Source organism: Nonomuraea sp. NPDC005692, assembly GCF_040631115.1.
Classification (GTDB): Bacteria; Actinomycetota; Actinomycetes; order Streptosporangiales; family Streptosporangiaceae; genus Nonomuraea.
On record NZ_JBEXYU010000005.1, the window covers coordinates 158,091 to 175,561 of the forward strand.

15 protein-coding genes are annotated in these 17,471 nt (G+C 71.9%); 12 read left to right on the top strand and 3 right to left on the bottom strand.

From position 1 onward, the window contains the following. The first annotated feature begins 13 nt into the window (after positions 1-13). From ABZ459_RS13765 to ABZ459_RS13775, 3 genes are all read left to right on the top strand, one after another. Entirely contained in the window at positions 14-835 is an 822-nt protein-coding gene (locus ABZ459_RS13765; RefSeq protein ID WP_357970033.1) for an ABC transporter ATP-binding protein, read from the top strand. Continuing rightward, on the top strand, positions 832-2,460 hold the full coding sequence (locus ABZ459_RS13770) for a hypothetical protein (protein ID WP_357970035.1): 1,629 nt from the start codon (positions 832-834) through the stop codon (positions 2,458-2,460). The genes ABZ459_RS13765 and ABZ459_RS13770 overlap by 4 nt, the downstream gene beginning before the upstream one ends. A gap of 113 nt (positions 2,461-2,573) precedes the next feature. Then, positions 2,574-5,150 (top strand): phosphoenolpyruvate carboxylase, encoded by a 2,577-nt coding sequence (locus tag ABZ459_RS13775; RefSeq protein WP_357970656.1) that lies wholly within the window; start codon positions 2,574-2,576, stop codon positions 5,148-5,150. Between the two features lie 50 nt (positions 5,151-5,200). Here ABZ459_RS13775 and ABZ459_RS13780 read toward each other — a convergent pair whose 3' ends face one another. Next, the gene (locus ABZ459_RS13780) at positions 5,201-6,280 is read right to left on the bottom strand and encodes an epoxide hydrolase family protein (protein ID WP_357970037.1); all 1,080 of its coding nucleotides are present in this window, start codon (positions 6,278-6,280) and stop codon (positions 5,201-5,203) included. A 159-nt stretch (positions 6,281-6,439) separates the two neighbouring features. On the opposite strand from ABZ459_RS13780, the gene ABZ459_RS13785 reads away from it, so the two are divergent. Further along, positions 6,440-8,227: a hypothetical protein gene (locus ABZ459_RS13785; protein WP_357970040.1), complete on the top strand. Its 1,788-nt coding sequence runs from the start codon at positions 6,440-6,442 to the stop codon at positions 8,225-8,227. An 80-nt stretch (positions 8,228-8,307) separates the two neighbouring features. Further along, entirely contained in the window at positions 8,308-9,345 is a 1,038-nt protein-coding gene (locus tag ABZ459_RS13790; protein WP_357970042.1) for a hypothetical protein, read from the top strand. Here the strand turns inward: ABZ459_RS13790 and fdhD are convergent, their stop codons facing one another. Both fdhD and ABZ459_RS13800 read right to left on the bottom strand, forming a co-directional pair. Further along, positions 9,346-10,188: a formate dehydrogenase accessory sulfurtransferase FdhD gene (gene fdhD / locus ABZ459_RS13795; RefSeq protein WP_357970044.1), complete on the bottom strand. Its 843-nt coding sequence runs from the start codon at positions 10,186-10,188 to the stop codon at positions 9,346-9,348. Further along, a complete protein-coding gene (locus ABZ459_RS13800; protein WP_357970046.1) occupies positions 10,185-12,389 on the bottom strand; it encodes an FdhF/YdeP family oxidoreductase in 2,205 nt (734 codons plus the stop codon). The genes fdhD and ABZ459_RS13800 overlap by 4 nt, the downstream gene beginning before the upstream one ends. Before the next feature lie 85 nt (positions 12,390-12,474). Between ABZ459_RS13800 and ABZ459_RS13805 the strand changes: the two genes are divergently transcribed. The 7 genes from ABZ459_RS13805 (at position 12,475) to bfr (ending at position 17,392) form a co-directional block, all read left to right on the top strand. After that, complete coding sequence (locus ABZ459_RS13805) at positions 12,475-13,296, top strand: biotin--[acetyl-CoA-carboxylase] ligase (RefSeq protein ID WP_357970049.1); 822 nt, start codon at positions 12,475-12,477, stop codon at positions 13,294-13,296. Between the two features lie 45 nt (positions 13,297-13,341). Further along, on the top strand, positions 13,342-13,860 hold the full coding sequence (locus ABZ459_RS13810; protein ID WP_357970051.1) for a PH domain-containing protein: 519 nt from the start codon (positions 13,342-13,344) through the stop codon (positions 13,858-13,860). 84 nt (positions 13,861-13,944) lie between these two features. Further along, a complete protein-coding gene (locus tag ABZ459_RS13815; RefSeq protein WP_357970659.1) occupies positions 13,945-14,862 on the top strand; it encodes an adenylate/guanylate cyclase domain-containing protein in 918 nt (305 codons plus the stop codon). A 15-nt stretch (positions 14,863-14,877) separates the two neighbouring features. Beyond that, a complete protein-coding gene (locus tag ABZ459_RS13820) occupies positions 14,878-15,963 on the top strand; it encodes an S-(hydroxymethyl)mycothiol dehydrogenase (RefSeq protein ID WP_357970053.1) in 1,086 nt (361 codons plus the stop codon). After that, positions 15,963-16,583, top strand: a complete 621-nt coding sequence (locus ABZ459_RS13825; protein ID WP_357970055.1) for an MBL fold metallo-hydrolase — start codon at positions 15,963-15,965, stop codon at positions 16,581-16,583. The genes ABZ459_RS13820 and ABZ459_RS13825 overlap by 1 nt, the downstream gene beginning before the upstream one ends. A 121-nt stretch (positions 16,584-16,704) precedes the next feature. Next, positions 16,705-16,881 (top strand): (2Fe-2S)-binding protein, encoded by a 177-nt coding sequence (locus ABZ459_RS13830; RefSeq protein ID WP_125632481.1) that lies wholly within the window; start codon positions 16,705-16,707, stop codon positions 16,879-16,881. A 25-nt stretch (positions 16,882-16,906) separates the two neighbouring features. After that, the gene (bfr, locus tag ABZ459_RS13835; RefSeq protein WP_357970057.1) at positions 16,907-17,392 is read left to right on the top strand and encodes a bacterioferritin; all 486 of its coding nucleotides are present in this window, start codon (positions 16,907-16,909) and stop codon (positions 17,390-17,392) included. The last annotated feature ends 79 nt before the right edge of the window (positions 17,393-17,471 follow it).

The following is a 17,471-nucleotide window of genomic DNA, read 5'->3' on the forward strand; positions in this document are numbered from 1 at the left end:
CTAGAGTGGATCCATGACGGATGCGGTTCGCTCCCACGGCCTGTACAAGCGCTACGGCGCGCAGGTCGCGGTGGCCGGGGTCGACCTCGTGGTCCCGGCGGGCAGCTTCGCGGGCCTGGTCGGTCCCAACGGGGCCGGCAAGACGACCACGCTGAGCATGATCACGGGCCTGCTGCGGCCCGACGGCGGCCAGGCCGCGATCGACGGGTTCGACGTCTGGCGCGACCCGGTCGCCGTCAAGGCGCGCATCGGCGTGCTGCCCGAGGGGCTGCGGCTGTTCGAGCGGCTGTCGGGCCGCGAGCTGCTGCTCTACAACGGCCGGCTGCGCGGCATCCCCAAGGCCGACGTCGAGCAGCGCGCGGGCGAGCTGCTCGACGTGATGGACCTGACCGGGGCCGCCGACAAGCTCGTCGTCGACTACTCCACCGGCATGCGCAAGAAGATCGGGCTGGCCGCGGCGCTGCTGCACAATCCGTCCGTGCTCTTTCTCGACGAGCCGTTCGAGGGGGTCGACCCGGTCAGCTCCAACACCCTGACCGAGGTGCTGCGGCGTTTCACCGCCTCCGGCTCGACGGTCATCTTCTCCAGCCACGTCATGGATCTCGTCGAGCGGCTGTGCGACTGGGTGTCGGTGATGAGCGGCGGCCACATCGTCGCCCAGGGGCCGCTGGAGCAGGTGCGCGGCGGCTCCAGCCTCAACGAGGCGTTCATGCGGCTGGTCGGCGGCGGCTCGCGCGCCCACGGCGAGGCCGGGCTGAGCTGGCTCGGCGCCCGCCACGGCGAACAGCCCCCGACCGCACCCCCTGCCGCCGCCGCGCCCCAGGACACGCCGTGAGCGCCTCCGGGACCGCCCCGGAAAGAGCCGCCAGGGCGTCCGCCGTCACGGGGTCGCCCATGGCGACGGCCGCGCTGTTCGCGCGGCTCAAGCTGCGCCTGCTGGTCGGCAACCTGCGCGGCGACGTGCAGCGCAAGCTCGGCTTCGTCTTCACCCTGCTGGCCGCGGCCGGCCTGGCCGTGCTCGGGTTCCTGCTGATGAGCCTGCTCAGGCTGGCGCCCTCCGACGTCGCCGCCGAGCTGGTGATCATCGCGTTCGCGTTCTTCCTGGTGAGCTGGATGATCGTGCCGCTGCTGGCGTTCGGGCTGGACGACACGCTCGACCCGGCGCGGCTGTCGCTGTTCCCGCTGCGTACGCGCGAGCTGGCCGTCGGGCTGTTCACCGCGTCCGCGACGGGCGCGTGGCCGCTGGCGATGCTGGTCGTCACGGCCGGCGCGCTGGTCGGGCTGCCCACGGGCATCGGGGGCGTACTGCTCGGCGTGCCCGCGGTGCTGCTGCAGTTCGCGCTCTGCGTGGTCACCTCGCGGCTGATCACCACCTCGCTGTCCGGCGCGCTGCGCAGCCGGCGCGGGCGTGACGTGCTGGCCGTGGCCGCCCTGTTCGTGGTGCTGCTGGCGCAGCTGCCCAACCTGCTGATGAACCGCGGCCTCGGCGACCCCGCAGCGATCCTCCACCGGCTGGCCGGCGTTCTGCGCTGGACGCCGCCGGGCATGGCCGCGCACGCCATGGCCGACGGCGGCCTGGTCGGCGTGGCGGAGCTGGCCGCCGTCGCGGTGCTGGTCGTGGTGGTCGCCTGGCTGTGGATCAAGGCGCTCGGCCGTGCCCTGGTCTCGCCGGACGCCTCGACGCAGGCCGCCTCCGTACGCCGCGAACGCGGCCTGACCGACCGGCTCCTGCCCGACGGGCCGCTGGCGGCCGTGGTGACCAAGGAGCTGAAGTACATCAGGCGGGAGCCGAGGTTCCGCGTGGGCTGGTTCTCCTCGGTCGTGGTGACCGTCATCCTGGCGTTCTCGCTGAACAACAGCACCGAAGGGCAGGCGGGGCCGGTGCTGCCGGTGCTGATCACCGGCATGGGCGCGCTGATGATCTCGTTGCAGTCGGGCAACGCGTTCGGCATCGACGGGCGTTCCCTGTGGATGAACGCCGTGGCCTTCGGCTCGGAGGAGGACCTGCGCCGCGACCTGGCGGGCCGCCACCTGGCCAACTGCCTGGTCGCCGCGCCGCTGCTGCTGCTCGTGGCGGTCGTGGCCGCGCTGCTCACCGGCAGCCAGGAGGCCGTCGTGCCGGCGTTCCTGACCGGGCTGGGCGCGCTCGGCGTCGGGCTCGGGGTCGGCTCGGTGACCAGCGTGACGATCCCGTACACGCTGCCCGAGCGGATGAACGCCTTCAGCGGCGCCGCGCCCGGCCAGGGCGGTCAGGCGTTCGCGTCGTCGATGGGGGCGATGCTCGGGATCGCGCTGATGTCGCTGCCGATCGTGCTGCCGCTGGCGTTCGGGCTGATGTGGGTGTCGGTGCTCGCGCCCTTCTACGGCCTGCTGATCGAGGTGCTCGGCAGACGCCTCGCCGGCAAGATCGGCTTCCCCCGGCTCCCCGAGTTGCTGGCGGCCGTCTCGAAGCCCAGCTAGGGAGTGGTCTAGTCCAATGGGCGAGACCGCCATGCGGTCGCCGAAAGCGAGTCGATACCCTTCGAAGCATGATTGACCAGGGGCTCGAGCGTCGTAGTGCCGCCGTGACCGAGATGCCTGACGAGCTGCGCCACGACGTGCGCATGCTCGGCAAGCTGCTCGGCCAGGTGATCGCCGAACAAGGTGGCGAAGACCTGCTGGCCGACGTCGAACGGTTGCGCAAAGCCGTCATCGCGGCGCGCAGAGGCGAGATTTCCGCCGACGAGATCACCGAAATGGTCGCCGGATGGGAGATCGAGCGGGCGGTCGCCGTCGCCCGCGCGTTCACTTGTTACTTCCACCTGGCGAACCTGGCCGAGGAGCACTACCGCATCCGCACGCTGCGCGAGCGCGACGCCGAGGGGAGGGTGCAGCGGGAGTCGCTGGCGCAGGCCGTCCACGAGCTCGGCGACGAGCGCGTGCGCGAGCTGCTGCAGGGCCTGGAGCTGCACCCGGTGCTGACCGCGCACCCCACCGAGGCGCGCAGGCGCGCGGTCGTCACCGCCATCCAGCGCATCAGCGGCCAGCTCACCGAGTACAACGCGCCCGGACGCGGCGCGTCCGAGCGGGCCGAGAGCAGGCGCCGCCTGCTGGAGGAGATCGACCTGCTGTGGCGGACGGCCCAGCTGCGCTCCACCAAGCTCGACCCGCTCGACGAGGTGCGCACGGCCATGGCCGCCTTCGACGAGACGCTGTTCCGCATGGTGCCCCAGGTCTACCGCTCGCTCGACGCGGCGCTCGACGCGGGCACCGGCACCCGTCCGCCGCTGGCCAGGCCCTTCATCCGCTACGGGAGCTGGATCGGCGGCGACCGTGACGGCAACCCCAACGTCACCGCCAAGGTCACCCGCGACACGATCCAGATCCAGTCCGAGCACGTGCTGACCGCCCTGGAGACGGCCTGCACGCGCATCGCCCGCACGCTGACCGCCTCCGCCCAGTTCTCGCCCTGCTCGGCCGAGCTGAAGGGCGCGCTGGCCGCGGCCGTCGACGCACATCCCGAGCTGGTCTCCGAGCTGGCCACCCGCTCGCCGCGCGAGCCCCACCGCCAGTGGCTGCTGTACGTGGCCGCCCGCATCGCCGCGACCCGCCGCCGCGACCTCGACCTCGCCTACCGCGCGCCCGCCGAGCTGCTGGCCGACCTGCGGCTGGTGCAGGAGTCGCTGGCGCGCAGCGCGCCGCGGCAGGCGTACGGGGAGCTGCAGCACCTTCTCTGGCAGGTCGAGACGTTCGGCTTCCACCTGGCCGAGCTGGAGGTGCGCCAGCACTCGCAGGTGCACGCGGCGGCCCTGGAGGAGATCAGGGCAGGCGGCGAGCTGTCGGAGCGCACCGAGGAGGTGCTGGCCACGATCCGGGTGATCGCCTGGATCCAGGAGCGGTTCGGCGTCACGGCCTGCTCCCGCTACGTGGTCTCCTTCACCCGCTCGGCCGACGACGTCGCGGCCGTCTACGAGCTGGCCGGGCACGCCCTGGGCGACCGGGCGCCGGTGCTCGACGTGGTGCCGCTGTTCGAGTCCGGCCAGGACCTGGCGAACTCGCCGCGCGTGCTGAGCGGCATGCTGGAGATCCCGCAGATCCAGGACCGCCTGGCCGCGACCGGCCGCCGCATGGAGATCATGCTCGGCTACTCCGACTCGGCCAAGGAGCTCGGCCCGGCGGCCGCCACCCTGCGCCTCTACGAGGCGCAGGAGGAGCTGACCGTGTGGGCCCACGAGCACGACGTCAAGCTGCGCATGTTCCACGGCCGCGGCGGCGCGCTCGGCCGCGGCGGCGGCCCGGCCAACCGGGCGGTGCTGGCGCAGGCGCCGGGCTCGGTCGCGGGCCGCTTCAAGGTCACCGAGCAGGGCGAGGTCATCTTCGCTCGTTACGGGCACATCGCCATCGCCCGCCGCCATCTGGAGCAGGTCACCAACGCCGTGCTGCTGGCCTCCTCGCCCACGGTCGGCGCGCGTACGGCGGCCGCCGCCGAGCGGTTCCGCGGCCTGGCCGGGCAGGTGGCCACGGCCTCGGAGGAGGCCTACCGGGCGCTCACCGAGGCCCCCGGGTTCCCCGAGTGGTTCGCGCTGGTCAGCCCGCTGGAGGAGATCGGCTCGCTGCGGCTCGGCTCCCGTCCGGCCCGCCGCGGCCTGGGCGCGCCGCGCTCGCTGGACGACCTGCGGGCCATCCCGTGGGTGTTCGCCTGGGCCCAGACCCGCGTCAACCTGCCCGGCTGGTACGGCCTGGGCACCGGCCTGGCCGCCGTCGGCTCCCTCGACGAGCTGCGCGCCGCCTACGCCGAATGGCCGCTGTTCAACGCGATGCTGGACAACGCCGAGATGTCGCTGGCCAAGACCGACCGGTCGATCGCCAAGCGCTACCTGGCGCTCGGCGGCCGCGACGACTTCGCCCGCCAGGTGCTGGAGGAGTACGACCGCACCCGCGAGCTGGTGCTGCGGGTGACCGGCCACACGCGGCTGCTGGAGAACCGCAAGGTGCTCTCGCGGGCCGTGCAGCTGCGCGACCCGTACGTCGACGCGCTGTCGCACCTGCAGCTGCGGGCGCTGCGCGCGATGCGCACCGAGGACCTGTCGGAGCAGGAGCGCGAGCGGCTGTCCACGCTGCTGCTGCTGTCGGTCAACGGCGTGGCCGCCGGCCTGCAGAACACGGGCTGAGCACGCGCGGACGGCCCGGCGGGGGGCCGGGCCGTCCGAAGCGCGGGTGATCAGCGCAGGCTGTCGAAGAAGGCCGTGATGTCGGAGGTGAGCGCCTCCGTGGCGGTGTGGGCCGTGTAGTGGCCGCGGGCGGGGGCGGGCAGGGTCTTCCACGAGACGATGCCGTGGTGGTCGCGCTCGGCGAAGCGGCGGATCGACTTGAAGTCGCCCTCGGCCATGGCCAGCGCGGTGGGGGTGGTCGTCGGCTCCTGCGGCTGCTCCATGCGGGCGTTCTCCCAGTAGAGCCGCAGGGCCGAGCCGGCGGTGCCGGTGAACCAGTGGATCGAGGCGTTGGTCAGCACGAAGTCGTCGTCCAGGTCCTCGTCGAAGAGCTGGGCGAGCCAGCCGACGAGCCCGGCGGGGGAGTCGGCGACGGCGTGCGCGAGCGTCTGCGGCTGCTGCGACTGCAGGACGTTGAACGCGCCCTTCTCCTTCCAGAACCAGTCGAGCACGGCCAGCCCGGCCTGGTCCTCCTCGCTCAGCTCGGCGAACTCGGCCGGGTCGCCGGAGGGGAAGGAGAACAGCTGGGTGACGTGCACGCCGACGACGTGCTCGGCGTCGATCCGGCCCAGCTCGGGGGAGATCATCGAACCGCCGTCGTTGCCGACGGCGCCGTAGCGCTCGTAACCGAGGCGGGCCATCAGCTCGGCCCATGCCCCGGCGATGCGCCGGTTGTTCCAGCCGAGCTCCTTGGTGGGGCCGGAGAAGCCGAAGCCGGGCAGCGACGGGACCACCACGTGGAAGTGGCGCGACAGCGGCTCGATCGCGTCGAGGTACTCGGCGACGGTGCCGGGCCAGCCGTGGGTGAGGATCAGCGGCAGGGCGTCGGGGTTGTCGGAGCGTACGTGGATGAAGTGGATGTTCTGCCCGTCGATCTCCGTCGTGAACTGCGGGTAGGTGTTGAGCCTGGCCTCCTGGGCGCGCCAGTCGAAGCCGGTCTGCCAGTGGGCCACCAGGCGCTTGACCCGCTCGACGCCCACGCCCTGGTCGGCGCCCGGGATCTCGTCGGCGAAGCGGGTCATCGCGAGCCGGGCCCGCAGGTCGTCGAGGTCGGCCTGGGAGATCTCGATGCGGAACGGACGGATGCTCATGAGGGGTCCTCTCGACCGAAGAAGCGGAACGGCTTGTTCTGTTCCAACTACCGCAGAACGGAACGCTTCATTCCACAATTGGCACAAGGCGGTTCCAAGTGACTTCCAAGGATCACTGAGCAGCATGGGGGCTTTGACGAGCGCAGAAAGGGACCCCTCATGAAAAGGACAGCCTTGCTGCTGGGCGCGGTGATGCTCGGCAGCCTGCTGGCCGCTCCTCCGGCCCAGGCCGCCGCCGCCCCGGCGACCTCGGTGACCCGGGTCAGGGCCGTACCCGCCGGTCAGGCGGGCGAGTGCCCCACGACCGTGGCCTTCTCCGCCACCGTGGCCGCCAAGGGCAAGGGCACCGTGCGGTACCGCTGGGTACGCGGTGACCGCAGCAAGAGCGCCATCAGGAGCTTCCGCGTCAACGGCGCGCGCAAGGTCGTCGTGAGGGACCGCCAGACCTTCGACCGCGACACGACCGGCTGGCAGGCCGTCGAGGTGCTCGGCCGGCGCGGCCTGTCGGCCAAGGCCCGCTTCCGCGTCGCCTGCGCCGGAGCCCCGCAACGGTACGACGTGGTCAACCCGCTGCCCGCCCAGCCGGACAGACCGCTGGAGGCGGCCGCGAGCGTGCAGGCGAGCCCGCCCCGCCAGATCGGCCGCTGCCCGGCCACCGTGACGTTCACCGCCACCATCCAGGTCTCGCGCACCCCCGCCAAGGTCGGCTACCAGTGGATCGACAGCGCCACGGGCGAGGGCGCGGTGGAGTCGCTGTACTTCGCCGCCGGCGGCCCGCGCAGCAGGCAGGTCACGCTGCCGCTGTCCGTGGGCACCTCCACCGCGGGCTGGAAGTCGGTGCGGATACTCAACGCCGGCGGGCACGACTCCGCGCGGGCGTCGTACGAGGTGACCTGCCGCCTCACGCCGGGCCCCAAGCCCACCACCACGCCCACCCCGACGCCGACGACCTCGCCGACGCCCAAGCCGACCACGACCTCCGAGCCCCCGGCGCAGCAGCCGCAGGCGGCGATCAGCGCCCTGACGCCCGGCGACTACGAGGGCTACTGCGACGAGCCCATCGCCTACCAGGCCACCGGCCGCATCACCCTCCCGGCGGGCCCGGCCGCCAGCGTCGGCTACTGGTGGACCCTCGACGGCACCGAGTGGCAGCACCAGACCGTCAGCTTCCCGGCCGGCACCCAGCCCAGGTCGCAGGACGTCACCGCCGCCTGGAGCCTCGACCAGTCGAAGACCGGCTCCCACAAGCTGGCCCTGACCACCCAGCCCGCCTCGGCCCAGGCCGCCGAGCGCACGTTCGCCCTGTCCTGCACGACCGACCCCAACCCCGCCAAGCTGGCCATCCCCTACATGCTGACGCCCGTCTACCGGGGCGACTGCACCGGCTCCATCGGCATGCGGGCCGACGCCCGGATCACCACCGACCGCGAGGCCGAGGTCCGCTACCGCGTCGTCGTGGACGGCAAGCCCGGCCCGGTCAGGACGCAGGAGGCCAAGCCCAACAGGGCCCAGATGATCGGCGACCTGTTCTACATCTTCCCGAAGGCCACCGGAAGCGGTGTGATCCGCATCGAAGTGCTGAACCACAACAAGCTGGTCAGGGAGAAGCCGTACACGGTGACCTGCGTGCCGGTGGACCCGTCGCCGGGCACGGTGCGGATCAGCGAGTTCCGGCCGGTCCACTACTTCGGCGACTGCGCCGAGTCCCCGTACGTGACCGCCCACGGCGCCTTCCGGGCCGCGCCGGACACCGAGATCACCTGGCGCTGGGTCATCGACGGCAGGCCCACGGAGCCGGCCACGTACAAGACCAACGCCGGCGGCCTGCTCCAGGTGCAGGCGGCCTACTGGAGCCGGGACACGAAGACCTCCGGCGTGGTCCGGCTGGAGGTGCTGAACCACAACAAGCCGGCCACCGAAGGCACCTATCCGGTGACCTGCGAATAGCCCTCACAAGGCAGATCCAACCGGGACACAAGCCGCCTTGATCATCCTGGGGTTCCGTCATCGCGAGGAGGAACCCCAGGATGAGATGGACAGCCCTGCTGCTGGGCGCCGCGCTGCTCGGCGGCCTGCCGGCCGTCACCGTGCCCGCCGCCGCCACCGCGGCGAGCGCGGCGGACGTGCCGCAGGTGGTCATCGACGGGCTCACCCCCGGCAACTACTCGGGCACGTGCGCCGCGCCCGTCACCTACAACGTCGCCGGGCACGTCGAGCTCCCGCCCGGACCGGCCACCACCGTGGCCTACTCCTGGCAGCTCGATGACAAGGAGCTGCGTGGCGCCACGCTCTCCTTCCCCGAGAGCGCCCAGCCCAGGTCGCAGGCCGTCTCGGCCACCTGGAACTACGGCACCTCCAACGTCGGCGCCCACCGCGTCCGGCTCGTCGCCCAGGGCGGCACGGCCGAGCAGGGTTTCAACTTCAGCTGCGGCCCGGCCGCGCCCCCGGCGTACGTCACCGTCAGCGGGATGCTGACACCGTCCCGCGTCGGCGAGTGCGCCTCCCCCTTCGGGCTCCGGGCGGAGGCCGTGGTGATGGCGGACCGCGACACCGAGATCCAGTACCGGATCGTCGTGGACGGCGTCCCCGGCTGGGTCCGGTCGGAGCAGGTCAGGGGCGGGGTCAAGGCCCAGATCGGCGACCTGTGGTACAGCTCGGCGCGATCGAGCGGCACCGGCCGGGTACGCGTCGAGATCCTCAACCACAACAAGCCCGTCAAGGAGGAGACCTACCTCTGGTCGTGCCGGGCGGCCCCGTCGCCGGTGCCTTACGTGCGGATCAGCGAGTTCACCCCGATGGCCTACTACGGCGACTGCGCCGAGGCGCCCTGGCTGACCGCGCACGCCGCCTTCCGCGCCCCGGCGGGCGCCCGGATCGACTACCGCTGGCTGATGGCGGGCACGCAGCTCGACACGAAGTCGCTCATCGTGCCCGAGAGCGGGATCCTGAGCGTGCAGGCTCCCGCGTGGCGGCAGGAGTCGAAGCAGTCGGGGAACCTCACACTCGAAGTGCTGAACAACAACCAGCCGACGCTGACCTCGACCCAGCGCGTGGTCTGCCGCTGACTAGGACGTGACGACGCGCTCCTGACCGGCGTAGACGTTGCAGCGCTCGCCGCGCAGGAACCCCACCAGCGTCAACCCGAACTCCCTGGCCAGATCGACGGCCAGGGACGAGGGCGCCGACACCGCGCAGACCGCCGGGACGCCGGCCGCCAGCGCCTTCTGCATGATCTCGTAGCTGGCCCTGCCGCTGACCATGAGCACGTGCTCGGCCAGCGGCAGCCGGTCCGCCAGCGCCGCCCAGCCGACCAGCTTGTCCACGGCGTTGTGCCGGCCGACGTCCTCGCGCAACGCCAGCAGCGTGCCCGACGCCGAGAACAGGCCCGCCGCGTGCAGCCCGCCGGTCTTGCCGAACACGCCCTGGGCCTCGCGCAGTGCGCCGGGAAGGCCGTACAGGACCTCGGGCGTGAGTTCGAGCGAGCCCCTGGGGATCGGCTTGCACCGGCCGTGCAGCGCGTCGAGGCCGGCCGAGCCGCAGACGCCGCACGCGCTGGAGGTGAGGAAGTGCCGGTCGAGCGCGGGCAGGTCGGGCACCGGGCCGTGCAGGCGGACGGTGACGGTGTTGTAGCGGGCCTCGGGCGGCAGGTCGTCGTCCGTGCAGTACGCGATGGCCGCGATGTCGTCCGGCCCGGCCAGGCCCTCGCCGCTCAGGAACCCGGCGGCCAGCTCGAAGTCGTGCCCCGGCGTGCGCATGGTGATGGCGACCGTCTTGCGGGTGCCGTCGCCGCCGGTGAGGCGGATCTCCAGCGGCTCCTCCGTGGCCAGGTCGTCGCGCCGGTCGCGGACGCCGGAGCCGGCCAGCTCCCGGATGCGGACGCGGGTGGTGGGCCCGGGACGCGCCTTCACAGCGGCCGCACGGTGACGAGCGCGTTGTAGTCGGGGATGCGCGCCTGTGGCGAGCGCCGGGCCTCGTCGAGCAGGACGTTCCCCTCCGGCCAGTGGATCTGCAGGTTGCCCGGCATCAGCGGGGCGCGCAGCACCTTGCCCTGGTAGGTGCGCTCGCCCGCGCGCAGCTCGACCGGGGCACCGTCGGCCAGCCCGAGCCGGTCGGCGTCGTACGGGCTCATCAGCACGGCCTCGCGCGCCGCGCCGTTGAAGCCGTCGAGCCGCTCGTGGACCATGCTGTTGAACTGCTTGCCGCGCCTGGTCGCGACCTTGAACGTGCCGTCGGGGCGCTCAAGGGCGGGCGGCTCGACCACGGAGAAGACGGCCAGCCCGTCGGGCGTCTGGAAGCGGCCGTCGGCGAAGAGGTGGCGGCCGCCGTACTGGACGTTGTCCCCGAACTTCCGCAACCCGGAGATGCCCTGGTAGAACGGCACGACCTGCTCGATCTCCGCACGGATCTGCGGAGTGCCGGTGAATCGCACATGGTCGGCTATCTCCGGACGGGTACGGGCGGCCAGCTCGGCGAAGATCTTCCACTCCGGCCACGCCTCGCCCACGCGCGGCCCCTCGACCTCGGGCGAGAAGATGATCCGCCGCTCGGTGGAGGTCTCGGTCACGCCGCCGACCATCTCGTAACGCGTCTGGGCGGGCAGCAGCAGCACGTCGCCCTCGCCCGGCACGAGCATCTGCGAGGACAGCACGATGTCGATGTGCACCCGCAGCTCCAGCCTGGACAGCGCCTCGCGGCAGTAGGCCGGGTCGGGCAGCACCTCCAGGAAGTTGCCGCCGGAGGAGACGAGCGCGTCGAGCTCGCCCCGGTGGGCCGCGTCGATCATGTCGGTCGCGGTCAGCCCGGCCGTGTCGGGCACCTGGAAGCCCCACAGGTCGGTGAACTTGGCGGCGTTGGCGGACGTGATCGGCAGGCCGCCGGGGAAGCCGGTCGCGTACGCGCCCATCTCGGCCCCGCCCTGCACCCCGCTGTGCCCCCGGATCGGCATCAGCCCGCACTTGTCGCGCCCGAGGAAGCCGCGCGCGAGCGCCAGGTTGACGATCGCCCGGACGTTGTCCTCGCCGTAGGTGTGCTGGGTGATGCCCATCGACCAGACCAGCACCGCCGAGCGCGCCCGGCCGAGCAGCTCGGCCAGCCGGAACATCTGCTCCCTGGTCGCCCCCGAGAGCGCTTCGAGCTCGGCCCACGACTGGGCCTCGACGGCCTTGCGCGCCTCCTCGAACCCGGACGTGCGCCCGGTCACGAACGCCTTGTCCACCCAGTCGTTCTCGATGAGGTGCTTGAGCACGCCGTTGAGGAAGCCGATGTCGCCGCCGACGTTCACGCCGAAGAACTCGTCGGTGATCTTCGTGCCGAACAGCGCGGACTCGGCGTTGGAGGGCACCCAGTACTTGTCCATGCCCGGCTCGCGGTAGGCGTTGACCATGGCGATCCGGGTGCCGGCCTTCTTGGCGTGGTAGAGGTACTTCATCGCGACCGGCTGGTTGTTCGACGGGTTCGAGCCGATGAAGACGATCAGGTCCGAGCCGATCCAGTCGGTGTAGGAGCAGGTCGTGGCCGCCGCGCCGATGGTCTGCTTGAGCGCGACCGTCGAGGGCGAGTGGCAGATGCGGGCGGCGTTGTCGACGTTGTTCGTGCCGAGCGCCCGCACCGCCTTCTGCGCCGCGTAGTAGTTCTCGTTGGGCACGCCGCGGCTGGTCAGGTACGTGCCGAACCGCGCGCCGCGCAGCCGCTCGGCCGCCACCCGCAGCGCCTCGTCCCACGTGACGCGGGTGAAGCCGGGCTCGCCGGCCCGCCGCAACATCGGGTACGGCAGCCGCCCCAGCTCCCGCAGCTCCGCGCTCTTCCGCCCGGCCAGCCCGGAGACGTCGCGCAGCAGCGACACGTCGAGCGCGGGCATGGTGTTGAGCGGCAGCAGGCGCAACCTGATGTTGCACAGGTGGATCTCGTCCATCGTCCAGTCGCGCATGCCCTGCGTGCCGAGCGCGCAGCCGTCGCAGGTGCCCTGGTTGAGTATGCGCCAGGCGTAACGCCTGTTCCCCTTGACCGACCTGAACGCCTTCCACAGCTCCAGGTAGTTGTTCGGCTTGCGCAACCCGAGGCCGAAGGGCCGCCACGATGCCCAGTTGCGAGGGTCAGGACGTCTGCTCATCCCCCCATCTTTACCCCTCATGCGGACTTCGAGACCAGCCGGTGCGGTGCGACGACCTCGGCGCGAGTTCGGCCAAGATAGGGGGATGGCCTCCTCGCGCTACTCCGACCTCGACCGTCCGCCGCTCTCGGAGGCCGCGCTCAACCGCGCGCTCGTGCGTCCGGGCGCCCTGTGGACGGGCGTCACCGTCGTCGAGACCACCGGCTCGACCAACGCCGACCTCGCCCTGGCCGCCCAGGCCGGGGCCGAGCAGGGGCGGGTGCTGGTGGCCGAGTCGCAGGTCGCCGGCCGTGGCCGGCTCGACCGCGCCTGGTCGGCGCCGCCGCGGTCGGGGCTGACGTTCTCCGTCCTGCTCAGGCCCACGACGCCGGTTCCGACCCAGGGGTGGCTGCCGCTGCTGTACGGCGTGGCCGCCGCCTCGGCCGTGCGCCGGCTGGCCGAGGTCGACGTGCGCCTCAAGTGGCCCAACGACCTGCTGGTGGGCGAGCGCAAGCTGGCCGGGGTGCTGGCCGAGCGGGTCGACGACGCCGTCGTCATCGGCATGGGGCTCAACGTCTCCCTGCGCGCGGAGGAGGCACCGGTCGAGACGGCCACGTCCCTGGCCATCGAGGAGGCCGCCTGCGTCGACCGCGACCCGCTGCTGCGGGCCGTGCTGCGCGAGGTCGAGAGCCACTACCGCGAGTGGGAGGCGGCGGGCGGCGACGCCGAGGCCGCCGGGCTGCGCGCCGCCTACCTCGGCGCCAGCGCCACGGTCGGCCGCGACGTCCGGGTGGAGCTGCCGGGCGAGCAGGTGCTGACCGGGCGGGCGACCGGCATCGACGGGTCCGGCCACCTCCAGGTGGAGTCCGGCGGCGAGCGCTACACGCTGGGCGCCGGAGACGTCGTGCACGTGCGGGCCGCCCGTTGAGCCGGGGCGTAGCCGCTCGGGCGGGTTGGTGGCAGCATGTGCGGCATGACCCTTCCCGACCACCATCTGACGCAGGGTGAGCAGCGCGTCCGATCCTTCCATCCCCACTGGAAGCGCCTTGTCGGCCCGTTCTTCGCGCTGATCCTCATCGCCGCGGCAGCGGGTGCGGCCCTCTACTTCTTCCCCACCACGTGGGGGGAGAGCGTCACCTCCTACGGCAGGATCGCCGTCGTCGTCATCGCCGTGATCCTGCTGACGATCTTCTCGTTCGTGCCCTACCTGCAGTGGAAGAACACCGGTTACGTCCTGACGACCCACCGGTTCACGATCAGCATGGGCGTGCTCAACAAGTCCACCGACGAGATCCCGATGGCCAAGGTCAACACCGTCAGCTCCGACCAGACGTTCATGGAGCGCATGCTCGGCTGCGGCACGCTGACCGTCGAGTCCGCGGGCGAGCGGGGTCAGATCGTCCTGCGCGACATCCCGCGCATCCAGGACGTCCGCATGGACCTGTTCAAGCTGGTCGAGGACGCGTCCGACGGAGAGATCGACGGCCACTGAGGTTGGCGTAGCCTGCTGACCGTGAACGCCACCCAACCACCCGGCAGGCCGACCGCGGAGCAGATCGAGCGCACGCTCGTCGGCATGCCGGCCCGCCACACCCGCGCGCAGGTCGCGGCCGGGGCCGGGGTGTCGCAGGAGCTCGCCCAGCGCATCTGGCGGGCGCTCGGCTTCGCCCAGTTCCCCGACGACGCCGTGGCGTTCAGCGACGCCGACGTGGCCGCGCTGCGCCGGGTGCGCAGCCTGCTCGACGGCGGCCTGCTCGACGAGCAGACCGTCATCCGCATGGCCCGCGCGCTCGGCCAGACCACCGCCAGGCTGGCGCAGTGGCAGGCCGAGATCGTGATCGGCACGATGGTCCCGGACTCACGCACCGACGCCGACCTGAGCGGCGTCCTCGACACGGCCAAGGCCCTCCTGCCCGACTTCGAGCACCTGCTGGTGCACGTCTGGCGGGCCCAGCTCGCCGCCGCCGGCACCCGCCTGCTGGCCGTCGCCGACGACCAGGACGAGCGGGGGCCGGCCCGCGTGTCGATCGCCGTCGGCTTCGCCGACCTGGTCTCCTTCACCCGCCGCTCGCGCGAGCTGGACGAGCGGGCGCTGGCCTCGCTGGTCGAGGGCTTCGAGTCGCGCGCCGCCGACGTGGTGGCCGCGCACGGCGCGCGGCTGGTCAAGACGCTCGGCGACGAGGTGCTGTTCACCGCGCCCGCCCCGGCCCAGGCCGCGGCGATCGCCCTCGACCTCACCGACAGCCTGGAGCTGCGCATAGGCATGGCGTACGGGCCGGTCGTGCCCATGATGGGCGACGTGTTCGGCACCACCGTCAACCTGGCCGCCCGGCTCACGGCCATCGCCAGGCCGGGCACGATCCTGGTCGACTCCGAGCTGGCCGAGGGCCTGGCCGGCGCGCCGGACGGGATCGAGGTCCACAAGATCAGGAGGCGGCCGGCAAGAGGGCTCGGCGTGGTCCAGCCCTATGTCTTGCGGAGATCATCCTCCTGACACAAGATGGCTGCCATGCCGTACGAAGTGCAGGGCGTGATCGCCCGCGGTAAGGGCCAGGAAGTTTCGCTGGAGACGGTGGTCGTCCCCGACCCCGGGCCGGGCGAGGCGGTGGTGAACGTGCAGGCCTGCGGGGTCTGCCACACCGACCTGCACTATCGCGAGGGCGGGATCAACGACGACTTCCCCTTCCTGCTGGGCCACGAGGCCGCGGGCACGGTCGAGGCCGTCGGCGAGGGCGTGACCGGGCTGGCGCCCGGCGACTTCGTGATCCTCAACTGGCGCGCGGTGTGCGGCCAGTGCCGCGCCTGCCTGCGCGGCCGGCCGTGGTACTGCTTCGCCACCCACAACGCCACCCAGAAGATGACGCTCAAGGACGGCACCGAGCTGTCGCCCGCGCTCGGCATCGGCGCGTTCCTGGAGAAGACGCTGGTGGCGGCCGGCCAGTGCACCAAGGTGTCGGCCGAGGCGCCGGCCCAGGTCGCGGGCCTGCTGGGCTGCGGCGTGATGGCCGGCATCGGCGCGGCGATCAACACCGGCGGCGTGACGCGCGGCGACAGCGTGGCCGTGATCGGCTGCGGCGGGGTCGGCGACGCGGCGGTCCTGGGGGCGTCGCTGGCCGGGGCGTCCCGGATCATCGCCGTCGACGTCGACGACCGCAAGCTGGAGTGGGCCCGCGGGTTCGGCGCGACGCACACGGTCAACTCGCGGGAGAACGACCCGGTCGAGGCGATCCGCGACCTGACCGGCGGGTTCGGCGCGGACGTGGTGATCGACGCGGTCGGCCGGCCGGAGACGTACGAGCAGGCGTTCCACGCCCGCGACCTGGCCGGCACGGTGGTCCTGGTGGGCGTGCCGACGCCGGAGATGCGGCTGGAGCTGCCGCTGCTCGACGTGTTCGGCCGCGGCGGCGCGCTGAAGTCGTCCTGGTACGGCGACTGCCTGCCCTCGCGGGACTTCCCGATGCTGATCGACCTGTTCCTGCAGAACCGGCTGCCGCTCGACCGGTTCGTCACCGAGACGATCGGGCTCGACCAGGTCGAGGAGGCGTTCGCCAAGATGCATCGCGGCGAGGTGCTGCGCTCGGTGGTGGTCCTCTGATGATCGACCGCGTCATCACCTCCGGCACGTTCTCGCTCGACGGCGGCACCTGGGCGGTCGACAACAACATCTGGCTGGTCGGCGACGCGCGCGAGGTCGTGATCATCGACGCCGCGCACGACGCCGACGCCATCGCCGCGCGGGCCGGCGGCCGCCAGGTCAAGGCCATCGTGTGCACCCACGCCCACAACGACCACGTCAACGCCGCCGCCCGGCTGGCCGAGCTGACCGGCGCGCCGATCCGGCTGCACCCGGCCGACCAGGTGCTCTGGGAGCAGGTGTACGGGCCGGAGGTGGCGTACACGCCGCTGGCCGACGGCGAGAAGATCTCGGTGGGCGGCGTGGCCCTGGAGGTGCTGCACACGCCGGGCCACTCGCCGGGCGCGGTCTGCCTGCACGCTCCCGACGCGGGCGTGCTGTTCAGCGGCGACACGCTGTTCAAGGGCGGGCCGGGGGCGACCGGGCGGTCGTACTCGTCGTTCGACACGATCATCGAGTCGATCGCCGGGCGGCTGCTGTCCCTGCCGCCCGAGACGGTCGTGCACACGGGCCACGGCGACTCCACGTCCATCGGGGCGGAGGCGCCGCACCTGGAGGAGTGGCGGGCGAGGGGGCACTGACCTGCGGGGTCAGGTGATTGTGACGCCTCTAACATAGGCAAGCCTTACCGAAGTGAGCTATCTTAGGTGTGCCTAACCTAAAGGCGTCCCCTTCATGCTCGCTTGAGAGGCCTGTCCCCGGATGTATGTATGCATTTGTCGTGCTGTGACCGAGAACGAGGTCCACGACTGCATCGCCTCCGGGGCGAAGAGCGCGAAACAGATTCGCGACACCACTGGGGCTGGTGGGGACTGTGCCCGTTGTGTACGGAAGATCTGTGCGATCCTGAAGCAGTCTGAAGAACTGACGACCGCATAGCCGCACCGCGACGAGGGGCCCGTTCATGCAGGGCGACAAGCAGATCATCGAACTCCTCAACGAACAGCTGACCGCCGAGCTCACGGCGATCAACCAGTACTTCCTGCACGCGAAGATGCAGGAGAACTGGGGATACACCAAGCTGGCCAAGCACACGCGCGACGAGTCCTTCGAGGAGATGCGCCACGCCGAACGGCTGACCGACCGCATCCTGTTCCTCGAAGGGCTGCCCAACTACCAGCGCCTCGGCACGCTGCACATCGGCCAGACCGTCGAGGAGCAGCTCAAGGCCGACCTCGAGGTCGAGCTGGCAGTGGTCGAACGGCTGCGCCCGGCGATCCAGCTGATGAGGGAGAAGGGCGACATCACCTCCGCCCGCATCTTCGAGGACATCCTCGAGGACGAGGAGGAGCACATCGACTACCTGGAGACCGAGCTGGGCCTGATGCGCAGCCTGGGCGAGCAGCTCTACCTCGCCCGCTACGCCGAGCCCCACTCCGTCGACGACTAGAGCCCCCCGTTCTCTCCGGCCCCGCCGCCCGCACGGGCAGCGGGGCCGTCGTCTTTCCCGCCGCTCCCGGGCCGCTCCC

What these genes read in the sequence shown, in the direction of transcription:
- ABZ459_RS13780 (WP_357970037.1), bottom strand. Translation starts at nt 6,280, where the DNA reads ATGAGCATCCGTCCGTTCCGCATCGAGATCTCCCAGGCCGACCTCGAC.
- ABZ459_RS13800 (WP_357970046.1), bottom strand. Translation starts at nt 12,389, where the DNA reads ATGAGCAGACGTCCTGACCCTCGCAACTGGGCATCGTGGCGGCCCTTC.
- ABZ459_RS13820 (WP_357970053.1), top strand. Translation starts at nt 14,878, where the DNA reads ATGCCGTACGAAGTGCAGGGCGTGATCGCCCGCGGTAAGGGCCAGGAA.
- ABZ459_RS13830 (WP_125632481.1), top strand. Translation starts at nt 16,705, where the DNA reads ATGTATGTATGCATTTGTCGTGCTGTGACCGAGAACGAGGTCCACGAC.
- ABZ459_RS13815 (WP_357970659.1), top strand. Translation starts at nt 13,945, where the DNA reads ATGCCGGCCCGCCACACCCGCGCGCAGGTCGCGGCCGGGGCCGGGGTG.
- ABZ459_RS13825 (WP_357970055.1), top strand. Translation starts at nt 15,963, where the DNA reads ATGATCGACCGCGTCATCACCTCCGGCACGTTCTCGCTCGACGGCGGC.
- ABZ459_RS13785 (WP_357970040.1), top strand. Translation starts at nt 6,440, where the DNA reads ATGAAAAGGACAGCCTTGCTGCTGGGCGCGGTGATGCTCGGCAGCCTG.
- ABZ459_RS13765 (WP_357970033.1), top strand. Translation starts at nt 14, where the DNA reads ATGACGGATGCGGTTCGCTCCCACGGCCTGTACAAGCGCTACGGCGCG.
- bfr (WP_357970057.1), top strand. Translation starts at nt 16,907, where the DNA reads ATGCAGGGCGACAAGCAGATCATCGAACTCCTCAACGAACAGCTGACC.
- ABZ459_RS13810 (WP_357970051.1), top strand. Translation starts at nt 13,342, where the DNA reads ATGACCCTTCCCGACCACCATCTGACGCAGGGTGAGCAGCGCGTCCGA.
- ABZ459_RS13775 (WP_357970656.1), top strand. Translation starts at nt 2,574, where the DNA reads ATGCCTGACGAGCTGCGCCACGACGTGCGCATGCTCGGCAAGCTGCTC.
- ABZ459_RS13805 (WP_357970049.1), top strand. Translation starts at nt 12,475, where the DNA reads ATGGCCTCCTCGCGCTACTCCGACCTCGACCGTCCGCCGCTCTCGGAG.
- ABZ459_RS13790 (WP_357970042.1), top strand. Translation starts at nt 8,308, where the DNA reads ATGAGATGGACAGCCCTGCTGCTGGGCGCCGCGCTGCTCGGCGGCCTG.